Source organism: Salinicoccus sp. Marseille-QA3875, assembly GCF_054950095.1.
In genome coordinates this window covers 795,222-816,070 of record NZ_CM143103.1, presented here as the reverse complement: position 1 = coordinate 816,070, position 20,849 = coordinate 795,222, and the positions used below count along the sequence as shown (strand labels likewise).

At 43.3% G+C, this 20,849-nt stretch carries 20 protein-coding genes; 12 read left to right on the top strand and 8 right to left on the bottom strand.

All coding sequences use genetic code 11. The features are described from left to right. Nucleotides 1–109 precede the first annotated feature (109 nt). From ACY8DT_RS04250 to ACY8DT_RS04240, 3 genes are all read left to right on the top strand, one after another. On the top strand, nt 110–1,303 hold the full coding sequence (locus ACY8DT_RS04250; RefSeq protein ID WP_462421690.1) for an amidohydrolase: 1,194 nt from the start codon (nt 110–112) through the stop codon (nt 1,301–1,303). Between the two features lie 135 nt (nt 1,304–1,438). Beyond that, nucleotides 1,439–2,926: an aldehyde dehydrogenase family protein gene (locus ACY8DT_RS04245; RefSeq protein WP_462421689.1), complete on the top strand. Its 1,488-nt coding sequence runs from the start codon at nt 1,439–1,441 to the stop codon at nt 2,924–2,926. Between the two features lie 17 nt (nt 2,927–2,943). After that, nucleotides 2,944–3,462 carry a helix-turn-helix domain-containing protein gene (locus ACY8DT_RS04240; RefSeq protein WP_462421688.1) on the top strand — a complete coding sequence of 173 codons (519 nt, stop codon included), beginning with the start codon at nt 2,944–2,946 and terminating at the stop codon, nt 3,460–3,462. Nucleotides 3,463–3,530: 68 nt separating this feature from the next. Here the strand turns inward: ACY8DT_RS04240 and ACY8DT_RS04235 are convergent, their stop codons facing one another. The 4 genes from ACY8DT_RS04235 to ACY8DT_RS04220 are packed head-to-tail and all read right to left on the bottom strand — an operon-like array spanning nt 3,531 to nt 6,728. Beyond that, complete coding sequence (locus tag ACY8DT_RS04235; RefSeq protein ID WP_462421687.1) at nt 3,531–4,706, bottom strand: NAD(P)/FAD-dependent oxidoreductase; 1,176 nt, start codon at nt 4,704–4,706, stop codon at nt 3,531–3,533. Beyond that, nucleotides 4,693–5,031 (bottom strand): (2Fe-2S)-binding protein, encoded by a 339-nt coding sequence (locus tag ACY8DT_RS04230; protein WP_462421686.1) that lies wholly within the window; start codon nt 5,029–5,031, stop codon nt 4,693–4,695. The genes ACY8DT_RS04235 and ACY8DT_RS04230 overlap by 14 nt, the downstream gene beginning before the upstream one ends. Then, nucleotides 5,006–5,302: a (2Fe-2S)-binding protein gene (locus ACY8DT_RS04225; RefSeq protein WP_462421685.1), complete on the bottom strand. Its 297-nt coding sequence runs from the start codon at nt 5,300–5,302 to the stop codon at nt 5,006–5,008. The genes ACY8DT_RS04230 and ACY8DT_RS04225 overlap by 26 nt, the downstream gene beginning before the upstream one ends. 58 nt (nt 5,303–5,360) lie before the next feature. Beyond that, nucleotides 5,361–6,728, bottom strand: coding sequence for a sigma-54 interaction domain-containing protein (locus ACY8DT_RS04220; protein ID WP_462421684.1), 1,368 nt, complete (start codon nt 6,726–6,728; stop codon nt 5,361–5,363). Nucleotides 6,729–6,865: 137 nt separating this feature from the next. Between ACY8DT_RS04220 and ACY8DT_RS04215 the strand changes: the two genes are divergently transcribed. Genes ACY8DT_RS04215 through ACY8DT_RS04195 form a run of 5 tightly spaced genes read left to right on the top strand, consistent with a single transcriptional unit; the run spans nt 6,866 to nt 12,099 of the window. Further along, nucleotides 6,866–8,041: an NAD(P)/FAD-dependent oxidoreductase gene (locus ACY8DT_RS04215; protein ID WP_462421683.1), complete on the top strand. Its 1,176-nt coding sequence runs from the start codon at nt 6,866–6,868 to the stop codon at nt 8,039–8,041. Further along, nucleotides 8,038–9,042 carry a proline racemase family protein gene (locus tag ACY8DT_RS04210; protein ID WP_462421682.1) on the top strand — a complete coding sequence of 335 codons (1,005 nt, stop codon included), beginning with the start codon at nt 8,038–8,040 and terminating at the stop codon, nt 9,040–9,042. The genes ACY8DT_RS04215 and ACY8DT_RS04210 overlap by 4 nt, the downstream gene beginning before the upstream one ends. Before the next feature lie 12 nt (nt 9,043–9,054). After that, nucleotides 9,055–9,795 carry a hypothetical protein gene (locus tag ACY8DT_RS04205; protein WP_462421681.1) on the top strand — a complete coding sequence of 247 codons (741 nt, stop codon included), beginning with the start codon at nt 9,055–9,057 and terminating at the stop codon, nt 9,793–9,795. 17 nt (nt 9,796–9,812) lie between these two features. After that, a complete protein-coding gene (gene nhaC / locus ACY8DT_RS04200; protein WP_462421680.1) occupies nt 9,813–11,234 on the top strand; it encodes a Na+/H+ antiporter NhaC in 1,422 nt (473 codons plus the stop codon). Further along, nucleotides 11,218–12,099: a dihydrodipicolinate synthase family protein gene (locus ACY8DT_RS04195; protein WP_462421679.1), complete on the top strand. Its 882-nt coding sequence runs from the start codon at nt 11,218–11,220 to the stop codon at nt 12,097–12,099. The genes nhaC and ACY8DT_RS04195 overlap by 17 nt, the downstream gene beginning before the upstream one ends. Nucleotides 12,100–12,191: 92 nt before the next feature. Here the strand turns inward: ACY8DT_RS04195 and ACY8DT_RS04190 are convergent, their stop codons facing one another. Continuing rightward, nucleotides 12,192–13,367, bottom strand: a complete 1,176-nt coding sequence (locus tag ACY8DT_RS04190) for an RNA polymerase factor sigma-54 (protein ID WP_462421678.1) — start codon at nt 13,365–13,367, stop codon at nt 12,192–12,194. A 160-nt stretch (nt 13,368–13,527) separates the two neighbouring features. Here ACY8DT_RS04190 and ACY8DT_RS04185 point away from each other — a divergent pair, with 160 nt between their 5' ends. Continuing rightward, complete coding sequence (locus tag ACY8DT_RS04185; RefSeq protein ID WP_462421677.1) at nt 13,528–14,325, top strand: carbon-nitrogen family hydrolase; 798 nt, start codon at nt 13,528–13,530, stop codon at nt 14,323–14,325. A gap of 102 nt (nt 14,326–14,427) precedes the next feature. Here the strand turns inward: ACY8DT_RS04185 and ACY8DT_RS04180 are convergent, their stop codons facing one another. Both ACY8DT_RS04180 and ACY8DT_RS04175 read right to left on the bottom strand, forming a co-directional pair. Next, nucleotides 14,428–14,724, bottom strand: coding sequence for a hypothetical protein (locus tag ACY8DT_RS04180; protein WP_462421676.1), 297 nt, complete (start codon nt 14,722–14,724; stop codon nt 14,428–14,430). A gap of 75 nt (nt 14,725–14,799) precedes the next feature. Next, nucleotides 14,800–16,026, bottom strand: coding sequence for a pyridoxal phosphate-dependent aminotransferase (locus ACY8DT_RS04175; RefSeq protein WP_462421675.1), 1,227 nt, complete (start codon nt 16,024–16,026; stop codon nt 14,800–14,802). A 206-nt stretch (nt 16,027–16,232) separates the two neighbouring features. Between ACY8DT_RS04175 and ACY8DT_RS04170 the strand changes: the two genes are divergently transcribed. Together ACY8DT_RS04170 and ACY8DT_RS04165 are read left to right on the top strand one after the other, a co-directional pair. Beyond that, a complete protein-coding gene (locus ACY8DT_RS04170; RefSeq protein ID WP_462421674.1) occupies nt 16,233–16,742 on the top strand; it encodes a thioredoxin domain-containing protein in 510 nt (169 codons plus the stop codon). 128 nt (nt 16,743–16,870) lie between these two features. Further along, nucleotides 16,871–17,824, top strand: a complete 954-nt coding sequence (locus ACY8DT_RS04165) for a zinc-binding dehydrogenase (protein WP_462421673.1) — start codon at nt 16,871–16,873, stop codon at nt 17,822–17,824. 68 nt (nt 17,825–17,892) lie between these two features. Here the strand turns inward: ACY8DT_RS04165 and ACY8DT_RS04160 are convergent, their stop codons facing one another. After that, complete coding sequence (locus tag ACY8DT_RS04160) at nt 17,893–19,113, bottom strand: DUF819 family protein (protein ID WP_462421672.1); 1,221 nt, start codon at nt 19,111–19,113, stop codon at nt 17,893–17,895. A gap of 251 nt (nt 19,114–19,364) precedes the next feature. Between ACY8DT_RS04160 and ACY8DT_RS04155 the strand changes: the two genes are divergently transcribed. Next, entirely contained in the window at nt 19,365–20,810 is a 1,446-nt protein-coding gene (locus ACY8DT_RS04155) for an anthrax toxin lethal factor-related metalloendopeptidase (protein ID WP_462421671.1), read from the top strand. The last annotated feature ends 39 nt before the right edge of the window (nt 20,811–20,849 follow it).

The following is a 20,849-nucleotide window of genomic DNA, read 5'->3' as shown; positions in this document are numbered from 1 at the left end:
CAGAAATTTATACAGCGGCAGAGCTGACTTTGTGAAATTGATAACGTATAGATTGAAATTGTATTTATATAAGTTTAGAATAAACTTAATAACAGATGGAGGGATAGTTATGTCAATTACAGAAAAACTGTTCAACAGGCTTGAAGAGAAAGAAGACCGAATGATCGAGATCAGACGCCATCTTCACGCGCATCCGGAGCTGTCGTTCAAGGAAGAAAAAACAGCGCAGTATATTGCAGATTTCTATAAAGATAAAGACGTAAAAGTGACAACGAATATTGAAGGAGAGAACGGTATTGTCGTGGAAATCAACGGAAAAGCCCCGGGCAGAACAATCGGTCTGCGTGCTGATTTCGACGCATTGCCGATTACGGAAGAAACGGAAGTGCCTTTCAAGTCGAAAAATGAAGGTGTGATGCATGCGTGCGGCCACGATGGCCATACAGCATATTTACTGACTCTCGGCGAGTCATTGATTGAACTTAAAGATGAGTGGGATGGAACGATAAAACTCATTCACCAGCATGCGGAAGAAGTGCCGCCGGGCGGAGCAAAGAGCATTGTCGCTTCCGGAATTTTAGATGATCTTGATGAAGTATACGGCATCCACCTTTTCCCGATGTATGAAACGGGGGAAGTTGGACTCGTTTCCGGCAATGCTATGGCGGGCCGCTCAAACTTCAATCTGCATATCCAGGGCAGCGGGGGACACGGTGCGATGCCGGAGACGACAATCGATCCGATTGTTGCCGGCTCACATTTTGTCACCCAGGTCCAGTCGATCGTATCAAGAAGGATGAATCCCAAGCATACCACTGTAGTGTCGGTCACAGCTTTTGAAGCCCCGGGCGGACAGAATGTCATTGCTGATAAAGTGACGTTGCGCGGTACGGTACGTTATATGGAAGAGGAAAATAAAGTGCCCATCCACGATGAGATGGTAAAAATCTTAAATGGATTGGAAACTGCTTTTGGCGTGAAGTGTGATCTGGATTATATCTATGACTATCCGGTACTGTACAATGATCCGGAGAAGACAGAGAAGGTTGAAGAGATCTTGTCCGGCAGCAGGGGTGGATATATTAAAAATCTTGCTCACCACGATCCTTCAAGCGGCTCTGAAGATTTCTCCTATTATTTACAGAACACTCCGGGCACGTTCATCAATGTCGGTGCAAAGCCCGAAGGTGTGGAAAATGCCTATATCAACCACCATCCTAAATTTGATATTAATGAAAAATCATTATTGATCAGTGCAAAAGTACTGGGAGAAGTTGTGCTTTCAAGACTTGAAACTAAGTAGCAGAAGCAAGAGGGCAATCAAAATTTCACTGTCAGTGAAATTTTGATTGCTTTTTTATTTGTAATCATTTATGATTCAGTTAACAGAATATTTAAATTTAAAAATATTACATAAAATAATGGGGAGTGGAATTGAATGTCAGCAATTGAATTGAAACCGAAAGTGAAAGAATTTTTAGAAGGTGACAAAGGGCTTTATATTAACGGTGAATACATACCTTCTGAAAGCGGCAAAACTTTTGAAGTGAAAAATCCTTCTACAGAAGAAGTGATTGCGAATGTCAGTGAAGCATCAGAGAAAGATGTGGATAAAGCTGTTAAAGCGGCTAAAGATGCATTCGACAATGGAGAATGGACTAAGATGGACGCGGATTCCAGGTCACAGCTGATTTATAAGTTTGCTGAACTGCTTCATGAAAATCGTGAAGAACTGGCACAGCTTGAAGCATTGGATAACGGGAAAAAATATCAGCAGGCACTTGAGGATGATGTCGACGGCACAGTACAGCATTTCAGGTATTATGCGGGATGGGCGACTAAGATTTTCGGCAAGACGACGAATATAGATCCGAACTATGTCACATACACTGTGCACGAGCCGATCGGCGTTGTGGCGCAGATCGTTCCGTGGAACTATCCGCTTCTTATGGCGGCATGGAAGATGGGCGCGGCCCTTGCTGCAGGCTGTACGATTGTACTGAAGCCGGCTGAAGATACGCCTTTATCGATACTTTATACTGCGAAATTATTTAAAGAAGCGGGATTCCCTGACGGCGTAGTCAACTTTGTGCCCGGTTTCGGAAATAAAGCAGGCCACGCACTCGTTACTCACAAAGACGTGTCCAAAGTCGCATTCACAGGCTCGACAAATACCGGACGCAATATTATGAAAGAGGCAGCGGAAGATATCAAGTCCATCACTTTGGAGCTCGGCGGAAAATCTCCTGCAGTCGTATTGGAAGATGCTGATCTTGAGGCGGGTCTCGAAGGTATTCTGGACGGTACCATGTATAACTCCGGTCAGAACTGCAGCGCGACGACAAGGGTCTACGTTCACAGAAACATCTATGATGAAGTGATTGATGCACTCAAGAAGAAAGCCGAAGAGATCACAGTGGGAGACGGCCTGGATGAAAAAACGGATATCGGACCTTTAGTATCTGAGAAGCAGCTGGACACAGTTCTCGGATATATCGAAAAGGGTAAAGAAGAAGGTGCCAAACTGATCACCGGCGGAAAACGGATCGGAGACAAAGGTTTCTTCGTTGAACCGACAATCTTTACTGATGTCACGGATGATATGACGATTGCGAGAGAAGAAATATTCGGACCTGTAATGTCTGTTCTGCCGTTTGACGACATTGAAGAAGTCATAACGAGAGCAAACGACAGCAATTACGGTCTTGCTGCAAGTGTGTGGACTGAGAATATTAAAGACGGCCATTATATCGCTTCAAAACTTGAAGCGGGAACAGTGTGGATCAACGACTTCGGCCTGGAGCTTGAAACAATGCCGTTCGGCGGTTATAAACAATCGGGCATCGGCCGGGATATGGGCGGAGACTACGGGATCGCAAACTATATCGAAGTGAAAAGTGTGTTTGTCAACATGGACAGATCATAAAAGGAAGAGGCCGGGATATGAGCGAAACGCTGGGTAATGAATTGAAGAAGTTACGTAAAGACAAGAAGATGACTTTAAAAGAGCTCAGTGAGAAAAGTGGCTTGTCCATCAGTTTTATTTCACAGATTGAACGTGATTTGAAAACACTGACGTTCACATCACTGAAAAAGATTTCCGAAGCGCTCGATGTGAATGTGAATTTCTTTTTTGATGATACCCATACAGGTCCGGTCGACGCTTCATCTTTGAATGGTAATTTTTCATATAAAGATTTGTCGGGTGATATAGAAAATCCGATATTCACCCCTGCTGAAGTGGAATTAAAAGCAGGCGAGTCACAGCATTCGCCGTACACTCACAGAGGGCAGGAATTCATCTATGTTCTATCCGGTTCACTGGAAGTGATCATAAGCGGCGAACAGAAAACATTAGAGACCGGTGAATCCATTCACATCGATTCTAGAGTGGAGCATGAGTGGTATAATGATACCGCCGAAACGACAAAGATTCTTCTAGTATCATCGAATTCGAAATAATCTCATACACAAAATAAAAGAGCGGCCTCACAGGCTGCTCTTTTATTATGCGTTCTGAATAATTTGCTTTATTTTGCGAGCCAGTACAACTGGAGCTTGTCCCGGCCGGCATCGAGATCTTTATGGAATTTTACTTTGGCATTTTTTCGTTCATCTGTAATATTTTTTAAAGTATTTTTCACCGCTGCTTCATCACCTGAAATATGATGGGCGGCCATTTCGCCCTGCAGCATGGCAACTTTGGCATTTTCAATCCCGGTGATATTGCCTGCGACATACATTTTATCGACTTCAGTTTCCATGTGTTCACTGTGAATGGGAACATACCCACCGAGGGATTCAAGATAGGCATGTTTCAAATTAAACAATGAAGTGATTTCGTTTACCGGAGACAAGCCGTCTGAAATACAGACGAAATCACATTTTATCTCCTGCTCTGAACCTTTGATTACACTGCCGTCAGATTTAGTCTTTACTGTAGTGACGGACTCTACGGAATCTCTGCCGTTGATCCTGATGACTCTTTCTTTGATGGATATCGGCAGGCCCAGTGCTTTAACGCCCTTTGACGGGAAGAGTTTCAAAGCCATTCCATGAAAAGGTGACATTCTGCTGCCTATGGCGGCAGGAATGGATAGTAATTTTGTCGGGGCGGAGCGGCCGAGTCCCATCAATGTCAGAAGCGCATCTTTCGGCATGGTGGTATTAAATTTATTTTCAGCCGGCAGACAGATTTTCCTGACTTCGATATCGGCATATCCGAGTTCCATTCCAATCACCATTGACAAGGGATTGATTCCGATAATGACGCCGGCATCACCGGGCGCGACTCTGTGGAAGTTGGTCAATACCTGCGCGGCGCCGACAGTCATGACTCCCGGCAGTTCCCAGCCGGGAAGCGGGCAGGAGTTTTCCTTCGCGCCTGTCGCAACGATCAGATAGTCAGATGTGAACGCCCCTTTATTCGTAAAAACAGTGAACTCAGCATCTTCTTTCCCGACATTGTAGACGGAAGTCCCGAGCTTCAGTGTTATTTTGTCATCCAGATCATTATATAGGCGATGGGCAACTTCCATGCCGTTCCACCAGCTGCCTTTGGATTCTTCGTAAAGCTGACCGAGCAGTCTGCCGCCGTAATGATAATATTCATCAATAATCAAGACGCTTTTTTCATCTTTCAATATGTTGGCGGCACTCATTCCCGCGGGACCGGCACCGATGATTATCACTTCATAATGTGTCATTTCCACGGCCTCCTTTAACCAGATGGGGCAGCCTGCCCTGTCTGTCGATCTCCATATCCTTCTGAAGCGGCGTCAGGCACGCGCGGACATTTTGTCTGCCGTCGACCGTCACTCTGCATTCGGAGCAATGGCCGATGTTGCAGTAGAACCCTCTCGGTGCACCGTCGTTTTCATGATAGCGGAGTGTCCGTATGTCATTGGCAAGCAGGGCGGCTGTAATGCTTTCACCTTCAGCACCGTAATATGTCTCACCATTCCATGCAAATGGGATGATATGAGGTTTCTTCACACCGAGTATCTTATGGTTTAATATTCTTCTTGTCATCAAGCTGCCCTCCTGAAAGTTCTTCAAATGATATCGTACGTATTGGAGGCTGGGCCCTCAGGTGAATAAAGACCGGAGTCTCATTTTCAGCATCCTCTGTAATTTTATTGATCAGATGGCCGCATGTCCTGCCGTTGCAGAACCCCATGCCGGCTCTTGTTTTTAACTTCATTTCCCTTGAATTATTGACGCCCTTGTCCATTTCCTTCAAGATTTCCGAGTATGTTACACCTTCACAGCGGCATACTGTAAAATCTTCGTTACTATTCATAATGTTCACCTCAAATGATAGTTCTTACTTATTATACGATAAGAAATAATCGTGCCAGTTACAGATTGAACTTCTTGATCTTCGCATACAGCGTCGGCCGGCTGATGCCCAGGATCTGGCTGGACTTTTCGATGTTGTGATTGTTGGACTCCATCACCTGCTTAATATAATCCGCTTCTATATGATTGATGTAATCTTTCAATTCCAAATCATTTTGAGGCAGACTGTAAGCGGTCATACTCTGAGTCTGACCCACTTCTTCCAAATATTGATGGAAAATATTATTATCCAGCCGATCGCCGCTGGAAAAAATGACAAGCCTCTCTACGACATTGATCAGTTCCCTTGCATTTCCCGGCCATTCATACTGCATCAGACTTCGTAAAAGCTGCTCATCGGCATATCTGAGTTCCGTTTGATACTTATCTGACAACTGATACAAGTAATAGTAAAATAGGGACGCTATATCATCCGTTCTTTCCCGGAGCGGCGGTATATGGATGTTGATGACATTGATTCTGTACAAGAGATCCGAGCGGAAGTTTTCGGATGACAACAGTTCTGTAATCATTTTATTTGTGGCGGAAACCAGCCTGAAATTTGTCGTCTGCTCTTTTTTACCGCCTAGTTTAAAGTACTTTCTCTCTTGAAGAATACGCAGAAACTTCACCTGCATCTCCAGCGGCATTTCACCAATTTCATCGAGGAATAAAGTCCCGTTTTCCGAAAGTTCGATTTTCCCCTGATTGCCCTCTTTGTTGGCACCCGTAAAGGCACCTCTGTCATAACCGAACAATTCCGATTCGAATAATTCGGTGGGGATGGCGCCGCAGTTCAGCGGTATGAAGTCTCCTTCAAGACGGCTTGTATTATGAATGGCTTGTGCAAACAGCTCTTTTCCGACACCGGTCTCGCCTGTAATTAAAATATTGGCATTTGTCTTTGCAGCCTTTTCAATCTGATTTTTCAAATTTTCCATTATGGAACTTTTGTAGATGATATTTTTAAAATGGTCATCATTATTCAACTGTCTGACGTTATCACTCAGTATGCTGACTTTATTTTTAAGTTCTTCAAGTTCCTTTTCTCTTTTAATCTGTGACGTCACATCGATTTCTGAAACAACAGCCCCCAGAACTTCACCATCATAGCAGATAGGTTCTGCTTTGATATCCACATAAATATCCGGAGTCGCCTGATGGCGCTTCTTTTCATAAGATTGATTTTTACGGAGGGAATTCAGGATCAGCAGCTGATCTTCCGAAAAAATTTCTTTTATATCTTTTCCCACCACATCTTCATTTTTCAAGTTGAATATTTCTGAAGCACGATCACTCCAATAGATGACACGTTCATCTTTATCAATGATTGTAAACGAATGATTATAAAAATTGATCAGTATTTCAATTAACTTTTTCTCAATCATAATATCTCCTCTTGTAAACTTTAATATAATAATTATAGTTTTCTTTACACTTTATTACAAACGATAATAGTTTTACTGTAAGTGAAACTGGCATGCTTATTTCTTATATATAATTAAGAGAGGAGGATGAGGGCTTATTGAATAATCATTTTGATTTATTAATTATCGGCGGTGGGGTCATAGGCGCAAGCATTGCCTACTACTCGTCGAAAAAAGGACTGAATGTAGGACTCATTGAAAAGAGCACAGTTGCATCTGGCACGACTTCAAAATGCGACGGCAATGTCCTGCTGATAGATAAAGAACCGGGTTTCGACAGCAGGATGGCGATTAAAAGCCAGGCACTGATCAAAGAGTTGTCAGCGGAACTTGAAATGCCCTTCGAGTTCAGGCACCCCGGCAGTATCTTTCTTTGTGCAAATGATGAGGAACTGGAACAGGCATATGTATGGGTCGACCGTCATAACGAAGCGAACGGGGAAGATCAGTTCTTTAAAAAACTGACAAAGGAAGATTTGAAGAATGACTCGAAATATTTTGCCGATCATCTGACCGGCGGTCTTGAATGTACAAACGATTCGACCGTCAATCCATATATGCTGACTTTTTCGTTGATCAACGAGGCGAAGAAGTATGACTTCACTTTATATGAACATACTACTGTTGATGATATTAAAAAAACAGATGGAGAGACTTTTAAAATATATTCGGATGGTAGAATTTTTACCGCGAATAAAGTGATCAATGCAGGCGGCATACATGCACCTGAAATAAGCAGACTTCTGGAAATCGACCTGCCGATCCGACCGCGTAAGGGGCACATACTTGTCGCTTCCCGCACAGAACTGATGGGCACCCGGAAAATTCAGGAATTCGGATATTTGATGACGAAGTTCGGGCGCGAGCGGGTCGCACCGAAGGCGATGAATGACTACGGCATTGCTTTAGTGCATGAAGCGACAGAAAGCCAGAACTTCCTTATGGGAAGCAGCAGAGAATTTACAGGCTTTGATACTAATGTGAATGCCAACATCATCCGATTGATTGCTGAACGTGCAATCGAGTATTTTCCAAAGATGAAAGATTTGAATATCATCCGGTCTTACGCGGGACTCAGGCCATGGACACCCGACCATCTGCCGATCATTTCTGATACTGATATTAAAAACTATTATGTGGCGGCAGGGCATGAAGGAGATGGCATCGGACTCAGTGCCATCACCGGTAAATGGATGAGCGAGATGGTGACGGATTCACTGGTCGATGACATCAGCCCGCTCAGCCTGTCGAGATTCAAGGAGGTGGCACAATGAACATCAATGCCCAGCAGTTTTTAACGATTGATACACATACCGGCGGTAATCCGACAAGGACAGTGCTGACAGGCATGCCGGAATTGAAAGGCAATACAATCCAGGAAAAAATGCTGGATATGAAACAAAATCACGATTATATCAGGAAATTCCTGGTCTATCCGCCGAGAGGACATGACGTGATGAGCAGCACGATTGTGCTGCCGGCTTTGAAAGAAGAAGCGGATTTCAGCGTAATCTTCGCAGAAACCGGCGGCTATCTGCCAATGTGCGGGCACGACACCATTGGCACATGTACAGCGCTCGTCGAGCTCGGGTATGTCGAAGTGAAGGAACCCGTCACGACAGTTGTACTGGATACCCCGGCAGGCGTCGTCGAAGCGGAATGCAAAGTGACCGACGGCAAAGTCGAGGAAGTGACCTTCGTCAGTACGGATGCTTTTCATTTAAAGACGGTTTACGTCGATTACAAAGATAAAAAAAATATTAAATGTGATATCGCATACGGCGGTAATTTTTACGGCATTATCAAAGCGGAAGAACTCGGTCTGACGCTGGATGTCAGTGATTCTGAGGAGATTGTATCGACTGCCATGGAAATCCGGGACGCTATTAACATGGAGCATGAAATTCAGCATCCTGAGTTTCCGTTCATCGATAAATTAACGCATATGGAACTGTATACTCCAGGAGATGTTACTAAAAATGCAGTCATTGTCCCGCCGGGGGGCATCGACCGTTCACCGTGCGGCACCGGTACCTGTGCCAAAGTTTCGACCTTATATAAAGAAGGTGCACTCGGAGTGGATGAAGAATTCATCCATGAAAGCATTACGGGATCGCAATTTAAAGCACGTCTACTCAGTACGCGGGAGGAAGAAGGCATCTCATATAACAGGATTTCCATCACAGGCTCCGCATGGATAATGGGACGCCATGATTTTTATTTAAATGAGGATGATCCACTGAATCAGGGGTATCTGCTGATACCTGAAATATAAGGAGGCGGGCAGGTGATAAAGAAAATAATCAACAGTCATGATATTCACGTCTGCGGCCAGCAGCTCAGAATTGTTCATAAGAATGAACTTGCATGCAGTGTGGAAGGATTCAACAATATCGATTTATTATTGAATGAGCCGCGGGGCAGCAAGTATGTCAATCTGATCATTTATGAAATGGCCGGGGCAGACATTGATATTGAAGTGTATTCCAGCTCCATTTTGGATAATGGAGATATACTTTTCAAAAGCTTCATCCAGTCGCTGCTCGAGCGCGGCAATATCGGGCAGAAAAAAACATATACCATCCGGTCGAAAGAGGATACATACATTTATGAACATAACGACCTTGGTATTGAAAATATCCATGAAATTGAAAGCAAAGATGATATGTATGCTGTAAATGGCAAAGATGTCCGTATGGAAGCGGTGGATTTTGAACTGTCGATAGAAAATATCTCGGAGATAAAGAAGTACGCGGATGCTTACGAAGCGTTCAGGGGATATCTCGTGCTCATCAATCAGGACAAGCATGTCACAGTCAATGAAGAGAAAGTGATACTCGCCTATCCGGTGAGCGAAGCGGTTTCTGTTTTGAACAGGGTTTATAAGCAGGGCAAAGCCACTGCATTAAATACGTCTGTTGTAGAGGTCGTCAACGGCCAATATGCATTTGAGCATTATCTGATATCTAATTCGCAATTTTATATTGATGATACAGATATCTATTCAAAAGGATTTGTAATCCGATAAAACAGGGGGGAATTTGTATGGAAAGGGAGAATAGACTGCCGAGTGTGCCGATGTTAATTTCAATCATGGTGCTGTTCGTAGTAGTGATGTTCGGTTCTATCGTCATTTTGGAATTACCGATTCAATTGGCACTTTTGCTGGTGTGGTTCGTCATTATGGGATTTGGACTTTATTTAAAATACTCTTATTTTGAGATGGAACGGGGTTTATTGAAAGGCATTCATGAAGGCATGGGCGCCACCCTGATATTGATTGCGGTCGGTGCCCTCATTGGAACATGGATTGCAGGCGGTGTGGTGCCGACGATGATCTACTACGGGCTCAGCATCATCAGTCCCAGCATATTTTTAATGGCTGCGATGATCATTTGTTCCATTACATCACTTGCAACAGGGACATCTTTCGGTTCGGCAGGGACAGCAGGCATTGCCATGATGGCAATCGGTGAAAGTTTCGGCCTGCCGGTATATCTGGTGGCCGGAGCGGTCATATCCGGATGTTATGTCGGAGATAAGATGTCCCCGTTATCTGATACTACGGTCATGACAGCATCGCTGTCGAATGTCGATTTGTTCAGGCACATCAAATCCATGGCTTTCGTCTCTGTTCCTGCATTCATCATTGCAGCGGCAGCATATTGGATCGTCGGCATATTCATCACCGAAGGCAGCGGGGATCTGACGATTGCCCAGGAAACGATGGCAAACCTTCAGGAGACATTCAACATCTCCTGGATCATGCTCATACCGGCAGCAGTGGTCGTCGTCATGCTTCTGTTCAAGCTGCCTTCCGTACCGGTCATTCTTTTCGGAGCATTGCTCGGCAGCGTCTGGGCAGCCTTATTCCAGGGGTACGGCTTTATAGAAGCGATTGAAGCGATGTATTCAGGAAGCGGCGTCTCGACGGGAATCGAATTTATCGATAATCTGCTTGACCGCGGCGGGATAACATTTATGCTGGACGTCATCCTACTGATCATACTTGCACTTGGTGTCGGCGGACTACTGCAGACTATCGGTGCGTTTAAGGTCATTGGAGACATTTTCGCAAGATGGGCAACAAGCACGGGCAACTTGACGACCACGACACTTCTTGCATCATTTTTCGGTGTCTTCTTCGGTGGTGCAGCATATGTCTCACTTTTGACAGGAACTAAGATTACTGAAGAGAACTATAACAGGCAGGGCGTCAGCCGGACATTACTGTCGCGTAACGTTGAAGCAGGAGGGACAGTAACGACACCGATGGTGCCATGGTCTGACGGCGGTGTGTTTATGGCAACAACGCTGGGTGTCGCGACAATCGCATACTTACCATTTTTCTGGTATGGATTTTTAGTTATTATCATCAGTTTGATTTACGGTTATGCAGGATTATTTATAATGAAAAAAGACAAATATGAAATTGAGAGGGATAAAGAACATGCAGAACAAATTTGAGGGTGTATACCCGGTATTGATCACGCCGATGAACGAGGATTACAGCGTAAACTATGAAGGAATGAAAGAAAACGTCCAGCATTTCCTGGATCAGAAAGTGGCAGGCATCATCATCGTCGGCAGTACGGGAGAATTCGCTTCTCTGGATGATGAAGAGAAAGAGAAAATCATTACACAGGTGAGCGAGCAGGTCAAAGGCAGTGATACTAAACTGCTTGTCGGTATCGCGGATGAAAGAACGGACAAAATCATCGAGTATGCGAAGTTTGTAGAGGAAAAAGGGGCGGACGGTCACCTGCTGATCAACTCATTCTATATGACACCGACGGAAGAAGAAGCGTTCCACCAGTTCAAAGATGTCAACGATGTGGTGACGAAGCCGATCATGATGTACAACAACCCGTTTACGGCGAATGTGGATCTTGAGAATGAAACGATCTACAAGATTGATAAAGAGCTCGATAAAGTGCAGTACATCAAGGAATCGACAGGTGACATCCGAAAAGTGCGCACGCTCGTAGAAAATACGGACCTGGTCATGTTCTGCGGATCGGATGACCTGGCTTATGAATCATTTGCGGTTGGTGCGACAGGATGGGTATCGGTCGCTGCGAACATCGCACCGAACAGTGCGACGAAACTGTATGAACTGATGAAAGAGGGCAACTATGAAGCAGCAAAAGAGTTGAATAAAGACCTGCTGCCATTATGTGAGTTCCTGGAGGATTCAGGAAAATACGTTCAAATCGTTAAAAAAGCGATGGATTTGAAAGGCCTGAACGGCGGACCATCCAGAAAGCCGCGTTTGGGACTGACGGATGATGAAGTGGAGAAGCTGAAAGGATTAATGGAAAAGCTGGATTAATAGCGGGAGGGACTTTGCACACCAAAGTCCCTCTTTTTATATTTTGAGGCTGATATTCGCATAACTTTTAGTTTCAGGGAGACTTGTGCGGTTCAACTCTCCTGCAGTATCTGATTCTTATATTTATTGACCGTTCTTCTGGAGATTTTAATACCAAGGTCATTTAGTAAGGTCGAGATTTTATTGTCTGAGAGCTTTTCATAGCTTTCGATATTTTGAATGATGAACTTTACCTGGCTGACTGAAAACCCTTTACAGCATTCCTTTGATAAAAGACTTTGAATAGGCAGGATACCGCGTGGTGTTGATATATATTTTTTTGATATCAACCGGCTGATTGTTGCTGGACTTAGTGCAGTCTGATCTGCGAGGGTCGTCTGGTCCAGTGAATTCAAATAATCAGATTCTCCGGCTAAAAAATCCCGCTGGACTTCGCAGATTACATTGAGTATTTTCAGCATGTAAATTTTTCTCGCATTCAGCATGGAAACAAGCTCCGTATATTCATCCTGGTATGCTTTCATCTTTTCAGAAAAGCCGGTAGCACCTTCAGACAGATATATCGGTTCGTAGATGATATCTTCAGCCAAATAATCATCAATATGAACCTGCAGTCGGCCCTCACTTAATTTAATTGAGCCTTCCGGCAAAATATCTATGGATTCCTCACCATCCAAAGGATAGAGCCGGCACTCTTTTATGCAGCTCTCCATGTAATCGGAGAAAACTTCCTGAGTGATATCCAGTTCAGATAAGAATTTGAAGTTATTGGATTTTATTTCTGATAAATGGTCTTTAAAAGCACAAAATAAATCTTCATTATATGTATGATTCATCTTCAGCTGGAATTCGATGAAATCAATTGCACCTGAAGAACCGATCCCTTTTGAATCATATGCCTTCAGTGATTCAATCAACCCCTCTGCTTTGGAGGAAGAGCCATTTACGATAGAAGCGATTTCTGCAGGCGTCGATTCCAGGAATCCCTTTGATGAGAGTGAAGCGATGATAATATCCATGATTTTCTTATCCTCGTCCGGTAATATACAATTAAAATGTGTGATGATATCATCCAGTATATTTTCGCCGCCGGACGCCTGATCCGGAAGAGGGTGGTCGTCTTTAATATATATCAATGGATTATCATTACATTTATCAATCACATATTTATGAAGCTCGCCCGGCGTATATTTAAAAATATTGATCGAGTTGATGATGTAGTTATTCAATGAGATATTCGTCTCTGTATTGATATTCAGTGATATCACTAAATCCACCCCCTCCTTTAAAAGTTGTTATTTTCAAATAATTCTATCCTTAGATGGAAGCGTTGTCAAATGCAGTTCGCATATGTTGTCCGGTTTCAGTATATAAATAATTTTTGTTATACTGTATGAACCAATCAAATATAAATTCGGAGATGATGTAGTGAAGACGGTGATTTTTCAATTCGAAGTGACTGAAGGCAATTATGAACAGAATCTTGATAAGGTGAAAGGTTTATTTCGGGAAAATGAATTGGAGGAAGACAGCATAGTCGTCCTTCCGGAAATGTGGACCAGCGGCTATGATCTTCCAAACATTGAAGAACTTGCATTTCATGATCTGAATGGTGTTAAAGAAGAGATTGAAAGACTGGCTGTAGAAAATAAAGTCAATATTGTTGCAGGATCAGTTCCTAATATAAAAAAAGGGAATGATGTTCTGAATACATCATTTGTCATCGATAAAAATGGAGAGCTGGTATATGAATATTCCAAAATACATCTGGTGCCGATGCTTAAAGAGCCTGAGTATTTAAAAGGCGGAGACACATCAGTCGAAACGTTCGATCTATTGGGAAACAAAGCCGGCCTGGTCATATGTTACGACCTCAGGTTCCCTGAATTATTCAGAGATTTAGCATTGGATGAAGCAAAAGTCATCTTTGTCGTCGCAGAGTGGCCGGCAGAAAGAACAGAACACTGGCTGACACTGCTCAAAGCAAGAGCGATAGAGAATCAGTGTTATATCGTAGGATCCAATACGTTCGGTAAGCAGCCGAACGGTACGACGTTTGCAGGCAACAGCATAATCATCAATCCATTCGGTGAAGTTCTGGCGCAGGGCAGTGCAGATAATGAAGAAGTGGTGGAAGCGAATATCGATCTGGATTATATTGCCCGGGTGAGAGAGGATATACCTATATTCAAGAGCAGAAGAAGAGATATGTATAAATTTTTGTAGAGTCGGTGCCGTCTCCCGACATGGCGCAAAAACGATGTCGGGGCATATAAATAAAAATCAAGAAACCGGCAGGATATGGGGGTATCCTGTCGGTTTCACTGTTTAGGATGCATGATATGCCTTATCCGCTTCTTCAAGCAATTCATAAGTTTCTGTGTAGGCTTCACAGCCATCCGCAGGGACTTCATAGTTTGAAGTGACTTCCCTCAGTGATTTGAACTCTGAAGTCAGGTCGGCATCTTCTTCTGATCTTATCTTAACGTTCATATCAGCGAAAATATCTCTCACCACTGTGAGTTCTGGATGGTTTTCACCATGTACTCTTGCGACAATCGGTGTGTACTGTTCCAATGTGGGGAAATGTTTTTCAACAACATTATTAAAAGTTGATCTTGTCATTTACTATCACTCTTTCATCTATATTCTTGTTAACTATAGATTACACTGAAGTGCGGCATTTAAAATTGATCCACGTCAATTTTTGGGTTCATTTTTATAATACTCCGTCACTTTGATGATTCTTTTTACTGCATCAACCGCTTTTTCCTTATCCTGTGAAAAATTCAACCTGATGCAGTCTGTAAACTGAGGGCCGAACTGTGTGCCCGGTGTAACGGTCACTTTTGCCTGTTTCTTAAGTATTTTGACGAAATTCTCGCAGTCGATTGAAAGGTTATTGATCTTAGGGAAGATGTAACTGCCCGCTTCTGTCGTTCTCACTTCAAAGCCTGCCTCTCTGAATAATGTGAGCAGCGTGTCCCTGATGTCCTCGTGCGCTTTGATCCTGTCAGCCATCCAGTTGTCAGGCTCGCTGAACCAATTCTTCAATACAATCTGACTGTAGCCTGAAGCTCTCAGTGAAACGATTGCCTGGAGCTGTTCCATTCTGTCGATGATGGCTTTCGAGCCGTAAGCAACGCCGAGCCTGAAACCGCTGAGTGATTCCGTCTTTGACGGCCCGATGATTGTCACGATATTTTCCTTTGGCACGATATCCAGGCTGGCGAGATGGGTGAACGCCCTGTTGCCGAAAAGCTGTCTGGAATACAATTCATCGACAATTATATTTACGTCATATTCGCGGGCGAGCTCTGCGATTTCAGTGATTTCATCTTTGCTGTAGACGACCCCGCTCGGGTTATTGGGATTGGAGAAAATAAAAGTCGATACACCGTCTTTGAAGCTGGCTTCCAGCTCTTCAAGGTTGATACCTGATTTTTCCTGATAATTCAAATAGTCCAGTTGGACAGGATAGAGCTCTCCCTGGAAAAAATGGACGAGTTTTCTATTTGCATAATAATCCGGTTCCATGATTGCAACTTTATCCCCGCGGGTAATCGTTGAACCGACTGCAAGGAACAGCGCCCCTTGAGTTCCGGGAGTAATGATCAGTTCATTTTCAGGATCTATTGATGTTGAGGCATAGTTTGAGAGTTTGGATGCGACATCTTCAAGAATGTCTTCTCTGCCTCTGTAAACCGTGTAGGCCTGGGTGCCGCCGATCTCCCTAAAACCATAGTTGAAGTTTTCCAAAGCTCCCGGCACAGGTTCAAAGGCATCGACATCACCGTGGGAGAAATCGACAGGTTCTCCCGGCAGATTTTCCCCTTTAAGTTCAATATCATCAAAATTCAAACGTTTCTCCTGCCCTGGTGCTAAATCGGCATTCAGTTTATTGAAAAGCTCTTCTACTGAAGACATATGACACGCTCCTTAAAGTTAATCATTTCTAGAGTAGCACTTCTTTTTATATAAAGTAAAATACGGTATTTGGAGAAGTATGCAGCAACTGATTAAATAAAAATATTAGAATCAATCTTGATTGATGAACTGTAATTCTTCAAGCACTTCATTTCAATAACTCCTCATAAATAGGTACAATTTAAATTGACGAGGAGGGAATAATTATGTCAGATGAAGTAAAACACCTGGTTTTAGGTTCTGATGAAGCTGAAACGACGATAGAGTCTTTCATCAATATTGGATGCCCATTCTGTTCTACTTATATAAGCGTGATCGATAAAATTTTCGCGCCTTATATTGACTCAGGAAAAGTGAAACATGTCATCAAACATGTAGACCGTACGAACGGCGCTTTGCTTAAAGGAACGGTGGCAGGCACTTATTTAAATTATGATGAACCTGAAAAAGCTTATGAAAATATGAAAAAACTGCTGGAAACGAGACCTGAATGGACGGGAAGCTTTGAAGAGACACTTATGAAGCTGGAAGCGCTGGATCTTGTTGAACAAGTTGGACAGGCGGGCCGTACAAGAGAAATTTTATCTGAAGCCACCGAGCGGGGCGTCAGAGTCGTGCCGACTGTCTTTATTAATGGAGAGAAATTTGAATTCCCTGTCAAAGGTGAAGATGCTGAAATTGAAGAAGCATTCACTACAAAATTGAAAAGCCTGTAAGTTCATGAATGGGGCACTGATTTCAGTGTCCCATTTATGTTGGATTATAATTTTAAAAATTGGTAATTTTCGTGTTTTATTGTTATAATTAATATGTGAAACAAATAACAATCTATGGAGGGATATCAATGAAAGGCTGGCAATTTGTTGATACGAATAAACCGTTGGAGTTAGTTGAAAAAGAAGATCCGAAAGCTGAATCTGGAAAAGTGGTTATTGATATGAAGGTGGCAGGTCTATGCCACTCGGATGTAGGCGTTTTAAGAGACGAAGGCTGGAAGGCTTTACTCGGGGAACTGCCTGTCATCATGGGACACGAAGTAGCGGGTGTCATCAGTGAAGTGGGCGAAGGTGTCACAGCCTACAAAGTCGGTGATAAAGTTGCTGTATGTCCGACTGGACCGAGTGGTACAGCACCGGGCTATGCATACGACGGCGGCTTCGGTACGAAAGTATTGGCTCCGGCTGATGATCTTGTAAAAATTCCTGACGGTGTATCATTTGCAGCTGCAGCAGCAGGAACAGATGCAGGTATGACATCTTATCACGCAGCGTTCAATAAAGGCGGTATTAAAAAAGGTATGAAGGTCGGTATGATCGGTATCGGCGGTCTTGGACAGATTGCGCTGGAAGCGGCAATTGCTCAGGGCATTGAAGTGTATGCGATTGATACAAACCCTAAAGCGAGAGAGCTGGCTAAGGAACTTGGAGCTGCTGGTGTTTATGAAAACGTAAAAGAGATTGCAAAATTCGAACCTGAAGTAATCATTGACTATGCAGGTTTTGATATTACAACCCGTGAAGCACTTGAGTCTGTAGCTTTCCAAGGTAAGGTCGTGCTTGTCGGTATGGGTAAACTTGAAACGACGGTCAATGTCACTTCGATGATCACGAAGCAGGCGACATTAGTCGGCAGTAACGGCGGTACAAAACAGGATATAGAAGATATGTATGCGCTGATGGCTGAAGGAAAAGTAAGTCCTAAAATAACTGAAATCACTTTCGATGAAATACCTGAAGGTATTCAAATGCTTGAAGATAACAAAGTGACAGGACGTCTAGTTGCAAATATGGAAAAATAATCTGTATAAATAAAAGCCTGAAGATGCAGTTTTTTTCTGCGTCCTCAGGCTTTTTTGTTTCTATGGTTTTACAGCATACTGCCGAACCACAGGCCAATCATCGTGCCTAAATAGTTGCCGATGATGTAACCGAGCGTACCGATGATCAATATCGGTCCGACAAGCTTCACCCATCCTCTTGAAATGGCCATGGCGGCGGCTGTTGTCGGTCCGCCGATGTTTGCGTTGCTTGCCAATATGATTTCTTCCAGATTGAATTTAAACAGTCTGCCGACCCCGAAAGAGATGGTCATGTTAACAATTACCATAATCGCGGCGAAAACGAGAATGATCGGCGCATTTTGTATAATCAATGGAATTGATGCAGGTACACCAATTACGACAAAGAATATATAAATTAAGAAAGTACCGATTTCCTGTGCCCCGTTAATGCTTTCAAAGTACTTGGGCAGCATTGTGACCAGGAGCAGCGTTAATGTTGTAAGCATCAAATAGTTATCACCGATGATGCCTCTTAAAATCGATAAGAAAATATTCGCATCTTCAGGAATGAGGTTTGTGAAAAACTCAGCGAGTGTGAAAGAAACTGCAACGATTGCAAATGATGTACCGACAGCTAGCGCAATATCACTCAATGAGATTTCTTTTCTTTGCCAATAGGAAGCTGCCTGATTATCACTATCCGTATTCTTTTCCAATTCATCAATATAAGGTGTGCTGAATTTATTTCTGAAGAAACTGATGGTCGGGATTGAGATTAAAACTAAAAAATATAAAGCCATCAATAAGTTATCGGCGACAACTGTTGATGATACAATTTCTTCGGGCACTTCAAATCGTGCGGCCATTGCTGCAAAGTTCACGCTGCCGCCGACATATGAACCTGTCAACATTGCACCGACCATGTCAATCTGTGGTATAAATGACCGGAGAATATAGAAACCGGCAATCGCACCTGCTACGGTTCCCACAGAACTGATCAGGAAAATCAGCAGGAGACGTCCGCTTTCTTTCCATATTTTCACGATGTTCGACTGGAAGAGCAGAAGCGGTATGGATAATGGTACGACATAACCCCATACAGCATCATACACAGGAGATTCAATAGGTATGATCTGCAGGTTGGCGAGGAGCATCGCTCCGACGAGTGCAATGATTGCACCTGACAGTTTTGATGCCCAGGAATACTTTTGTTCGAGAACGATACTCACCGCTGCCCATCCCACTAAAAAGGCCCATAAAATCCAAGTCTGGTCCGGTGAAATCAAGGAATTCACTTCAACATCCATCTTCTTTTACCCCCTTGTTTATTTAGCCTAGATTATATCACTATTGAAAAATAAAATTAATATTTAATATATTTTTTATTGTGATATGTAAACTTTTAGGTTACGTACCGTCTTCTGAGGGAATAAAAGTATAACGGCCAAATAATAAACTTTTAATTTAAACGTGCTATTCTTTGAAAGTCACTTTGGAATGTTTTATACTCATATATTAATATATACAAATGAAATTACTTCAGAGGGGAGGTTGTTCCATGCACAAATACACGGGAAAATTAATGATCGGTTTAATTGCGGGATTATTAATTTTTATCGGATTAAATCAGGATATTTCAGCTCAGGATCAAAATCTGACTGATATGATTGAAGTGCGGACAACGGATAGTTCTAGTAATGCTGAAGCTGAGCAGATGATAGAGAGGTTGAATAATGTAGATTCAAGAATTCTATATGAAACCAACCGCTCTGGAGTAAGTATTATTTTAATGGATGTACCTTTAACTGATCTGCCTGAATTCCAGCATCTGTCCGGCACTGTGCCGAGAGGCTGGGAACAGAGCGGAAGCACCTGGGATGATGTGCCCGGAGCCGGCGGTTTTACGACTGCAGCGAGAATAGGATACAGTAATGCCGGTAATGGGCATTCGACAATCAATCTGGAACTGCATGAGTATGCACACGCTGTGGACAGCTATACTGCAGGTTTCACATTCAGTTCAACATCAGAATTCAGCAGTCTGATGGCGAGTGAGAAAAATGCATTGTTCGGAGACCATCAGGTATCGCAGTATTTTGATGTACCAAGTGAATATTTTGCAGAAGTATTTGCAATGTATTATCTTGGCGGTGAAGAGCGTAATAAACTTCAATCCAGAGCACCTCAGACATATGAATACATTGAGACACTGCATAACAGGATTGTATCGTTCGGAGAAATCACGGGTAACACGATGACCATCCACTGGGATGCGCATGAAGATGCGGAGTCTTACAATATTTATCAAAATGGTGAGCTGGTGGATAACGTTTCAGAAACTGAATATACCGCGGAGGAATTAGAAACGAGCACGAACTATGAATTTTATGTAGAACCGTTAAATGCCAATGGGGATGCTTTATTCACATCATTCTACCGTCACGCGACCACTTCAGCAGAGCCGGATGATTCTGCTGAGGAAGAAGAGTCGCCGGATGTGGATGTTTCAAAATTGGAAGAAGCAATCAGCCAGACAGAAGAAATTCCGGAAGATGAACGTTCAGATGACTTAGCGGACAAACTGAGTGACGCACAGGGAGTTCTGGCTGAAAGTAATGAGGGGAACGTCGAGGAACAGTCATCGATTGATGAAGCGGCAGAGGCCCTGCTGACGGCAATCGAGCAGAATTCCATGGACGAAGAGGAAAAACCTGAAGAAGATGCCATGGAGTCTGCTGAGGAAGAGCAGTCTGAATCAGAAGAGTCTGCAGAAGAAACAGCACCAGAGGGAGAAAGCACATCTGTAGAGGAATCCGCAGAAGAAGACACATCATCCGAAGATGAGTCTGGAACTGAAGAAGCTTCTGAGGTTGAAACTGATGAGGAAAGTGAGGCGGTAGCCAACCCTATTTTTGATGGTAATCACTTCATTTTCATCGTCGCGGTCATACTGCTGATTTTAGCCGCAATCTCAGCAGTGCTGATCAGAGTATTAAGGAAGTAAAATGAAAACAGGAATATCGGACTGTATGAACAGTTCGAT

What these genes read in the sequence shown, in the direction of transcription:
- ACY8DT_RS04250 (WP_462421690.1), top strand. Translation starts at nt 110, where the DNA reads ATGTCAATTACAGAAAAACTGTTCAACAGGCTTGAAGAGAAAGAAGAC.
- ACY8DT_RS04245 (WP_462421689.1), top strand. Translation starts at nt 1,439, where the DNA reads ATGTCAGCAATTGAATTGAAACCGAAAGTGAAAGAATTTTTAGAAGGT.
- ACY8DT_RS04240 (WP_462421688.1), top strand. Translation starts at nt 2,944, where the DNA reads ATGAGCGAAACGCTGGGTAATGAATTGAAGAAGTTACGTAAAGACAAG.
- ACY8DT_RS04235 (WP_462421687.1), bottom strand. Translation starts at nt 4,706, where the DNA reads ATGACACATTATGAAGTGATAATCATCGGTGCCGGTCCCGCGGGAATG.
- ACY8DT_RS04230 (WP_462421686.1), bottom strand. Translation starts at nt 5,031, where the DNA reads ATGACAAGAAGAATATTAAACCATAAGATACTCGGTGTGAAGAAACCT.
- ACY8DT_RS04225 (WP_462421685.1), bottom strand. Translation starts at nt 5,302, where the DNA reads ATGAATAGTAACGAAGATTTTACAGTATGCCGCTGTGAAGGTGTAACA.
- ACY8DT_RS04220 (WP_462421684.1), bottom strand. Translation starts at nt 6,728, where the DNA reads ATGATTGAGAAAAAGTTAATTGAAATACTGATCAATTTTTATAATCAT.
- ACY8DT_RS04210 (WP_462421682.1), top strand. Translation starts at nt 8,038, where the DNA reads ATGAACATCAATGCCCAGCAGTTTTTAACGATTGATACACATACCGGC.
- nhaC (WP_462421680.1), top strand. Translation starts at nt 9,813, where the DNA reads ATGGAAAGGGAGAATAGACTGCCGAGTGTGCCGATGTTAATTTCAATC.
- ACY8DT_RS04195 (WP_462421679.1), top strand. Translation starts at nt 11,218, where the DNA reads ATGCAGAACAAATTTGAGGGTGTATACCCGGTATTGATCACGCCGATG.
- ACY8DT_RS04180 (WP_462421676.1), bottom strand. Translation starts at nt 14,724, where the DNA reads ATGACAAGATCAACTTTTAATAATGTTGTTGAAAAACATTTCCCCACA.
- ACY8DT_RS04175 (WP_462421675.1), bottom strand. Translation starts at nt 16,026, where the DNA reads ATGTCTTCAGTAGAAGAGCTTTTCAATAAACTGAATGCCGATTTAGCA.
- ACY8DT_RS04170 (WP_462421674.1), top strand. Translation starts at nt 16,233, where the DNA reads ATGTCAGATGAAGTAAAACACCTGGTTTTAGGTTCTGATGAAGCTGAA.
- ACY8DT_RS04165 (WP_462421673.1), top strand. Translation starts at nt 16,871, where the DNA reads ATGAAAGGCTGGCAATTTGTTGATACGAATAAACCGTTGGAGTTAGTT.
- ACY8DT_RS04160 (WP_462421672.1), bottom strand. Translation starts at nt 19,113, where the DNA reads ATGGATGTTGAAGTGAATTCCTTGATTTCACCGGACCAGACTTGGATT.
- ACY8DT_RS04155 (WP_462421671.1), top strand. Translation starts at nt 19,365, where the DNA reads ATGCACAAATACACGGGAAAATTAATGATCGGTTTAATTGCGGGATTA.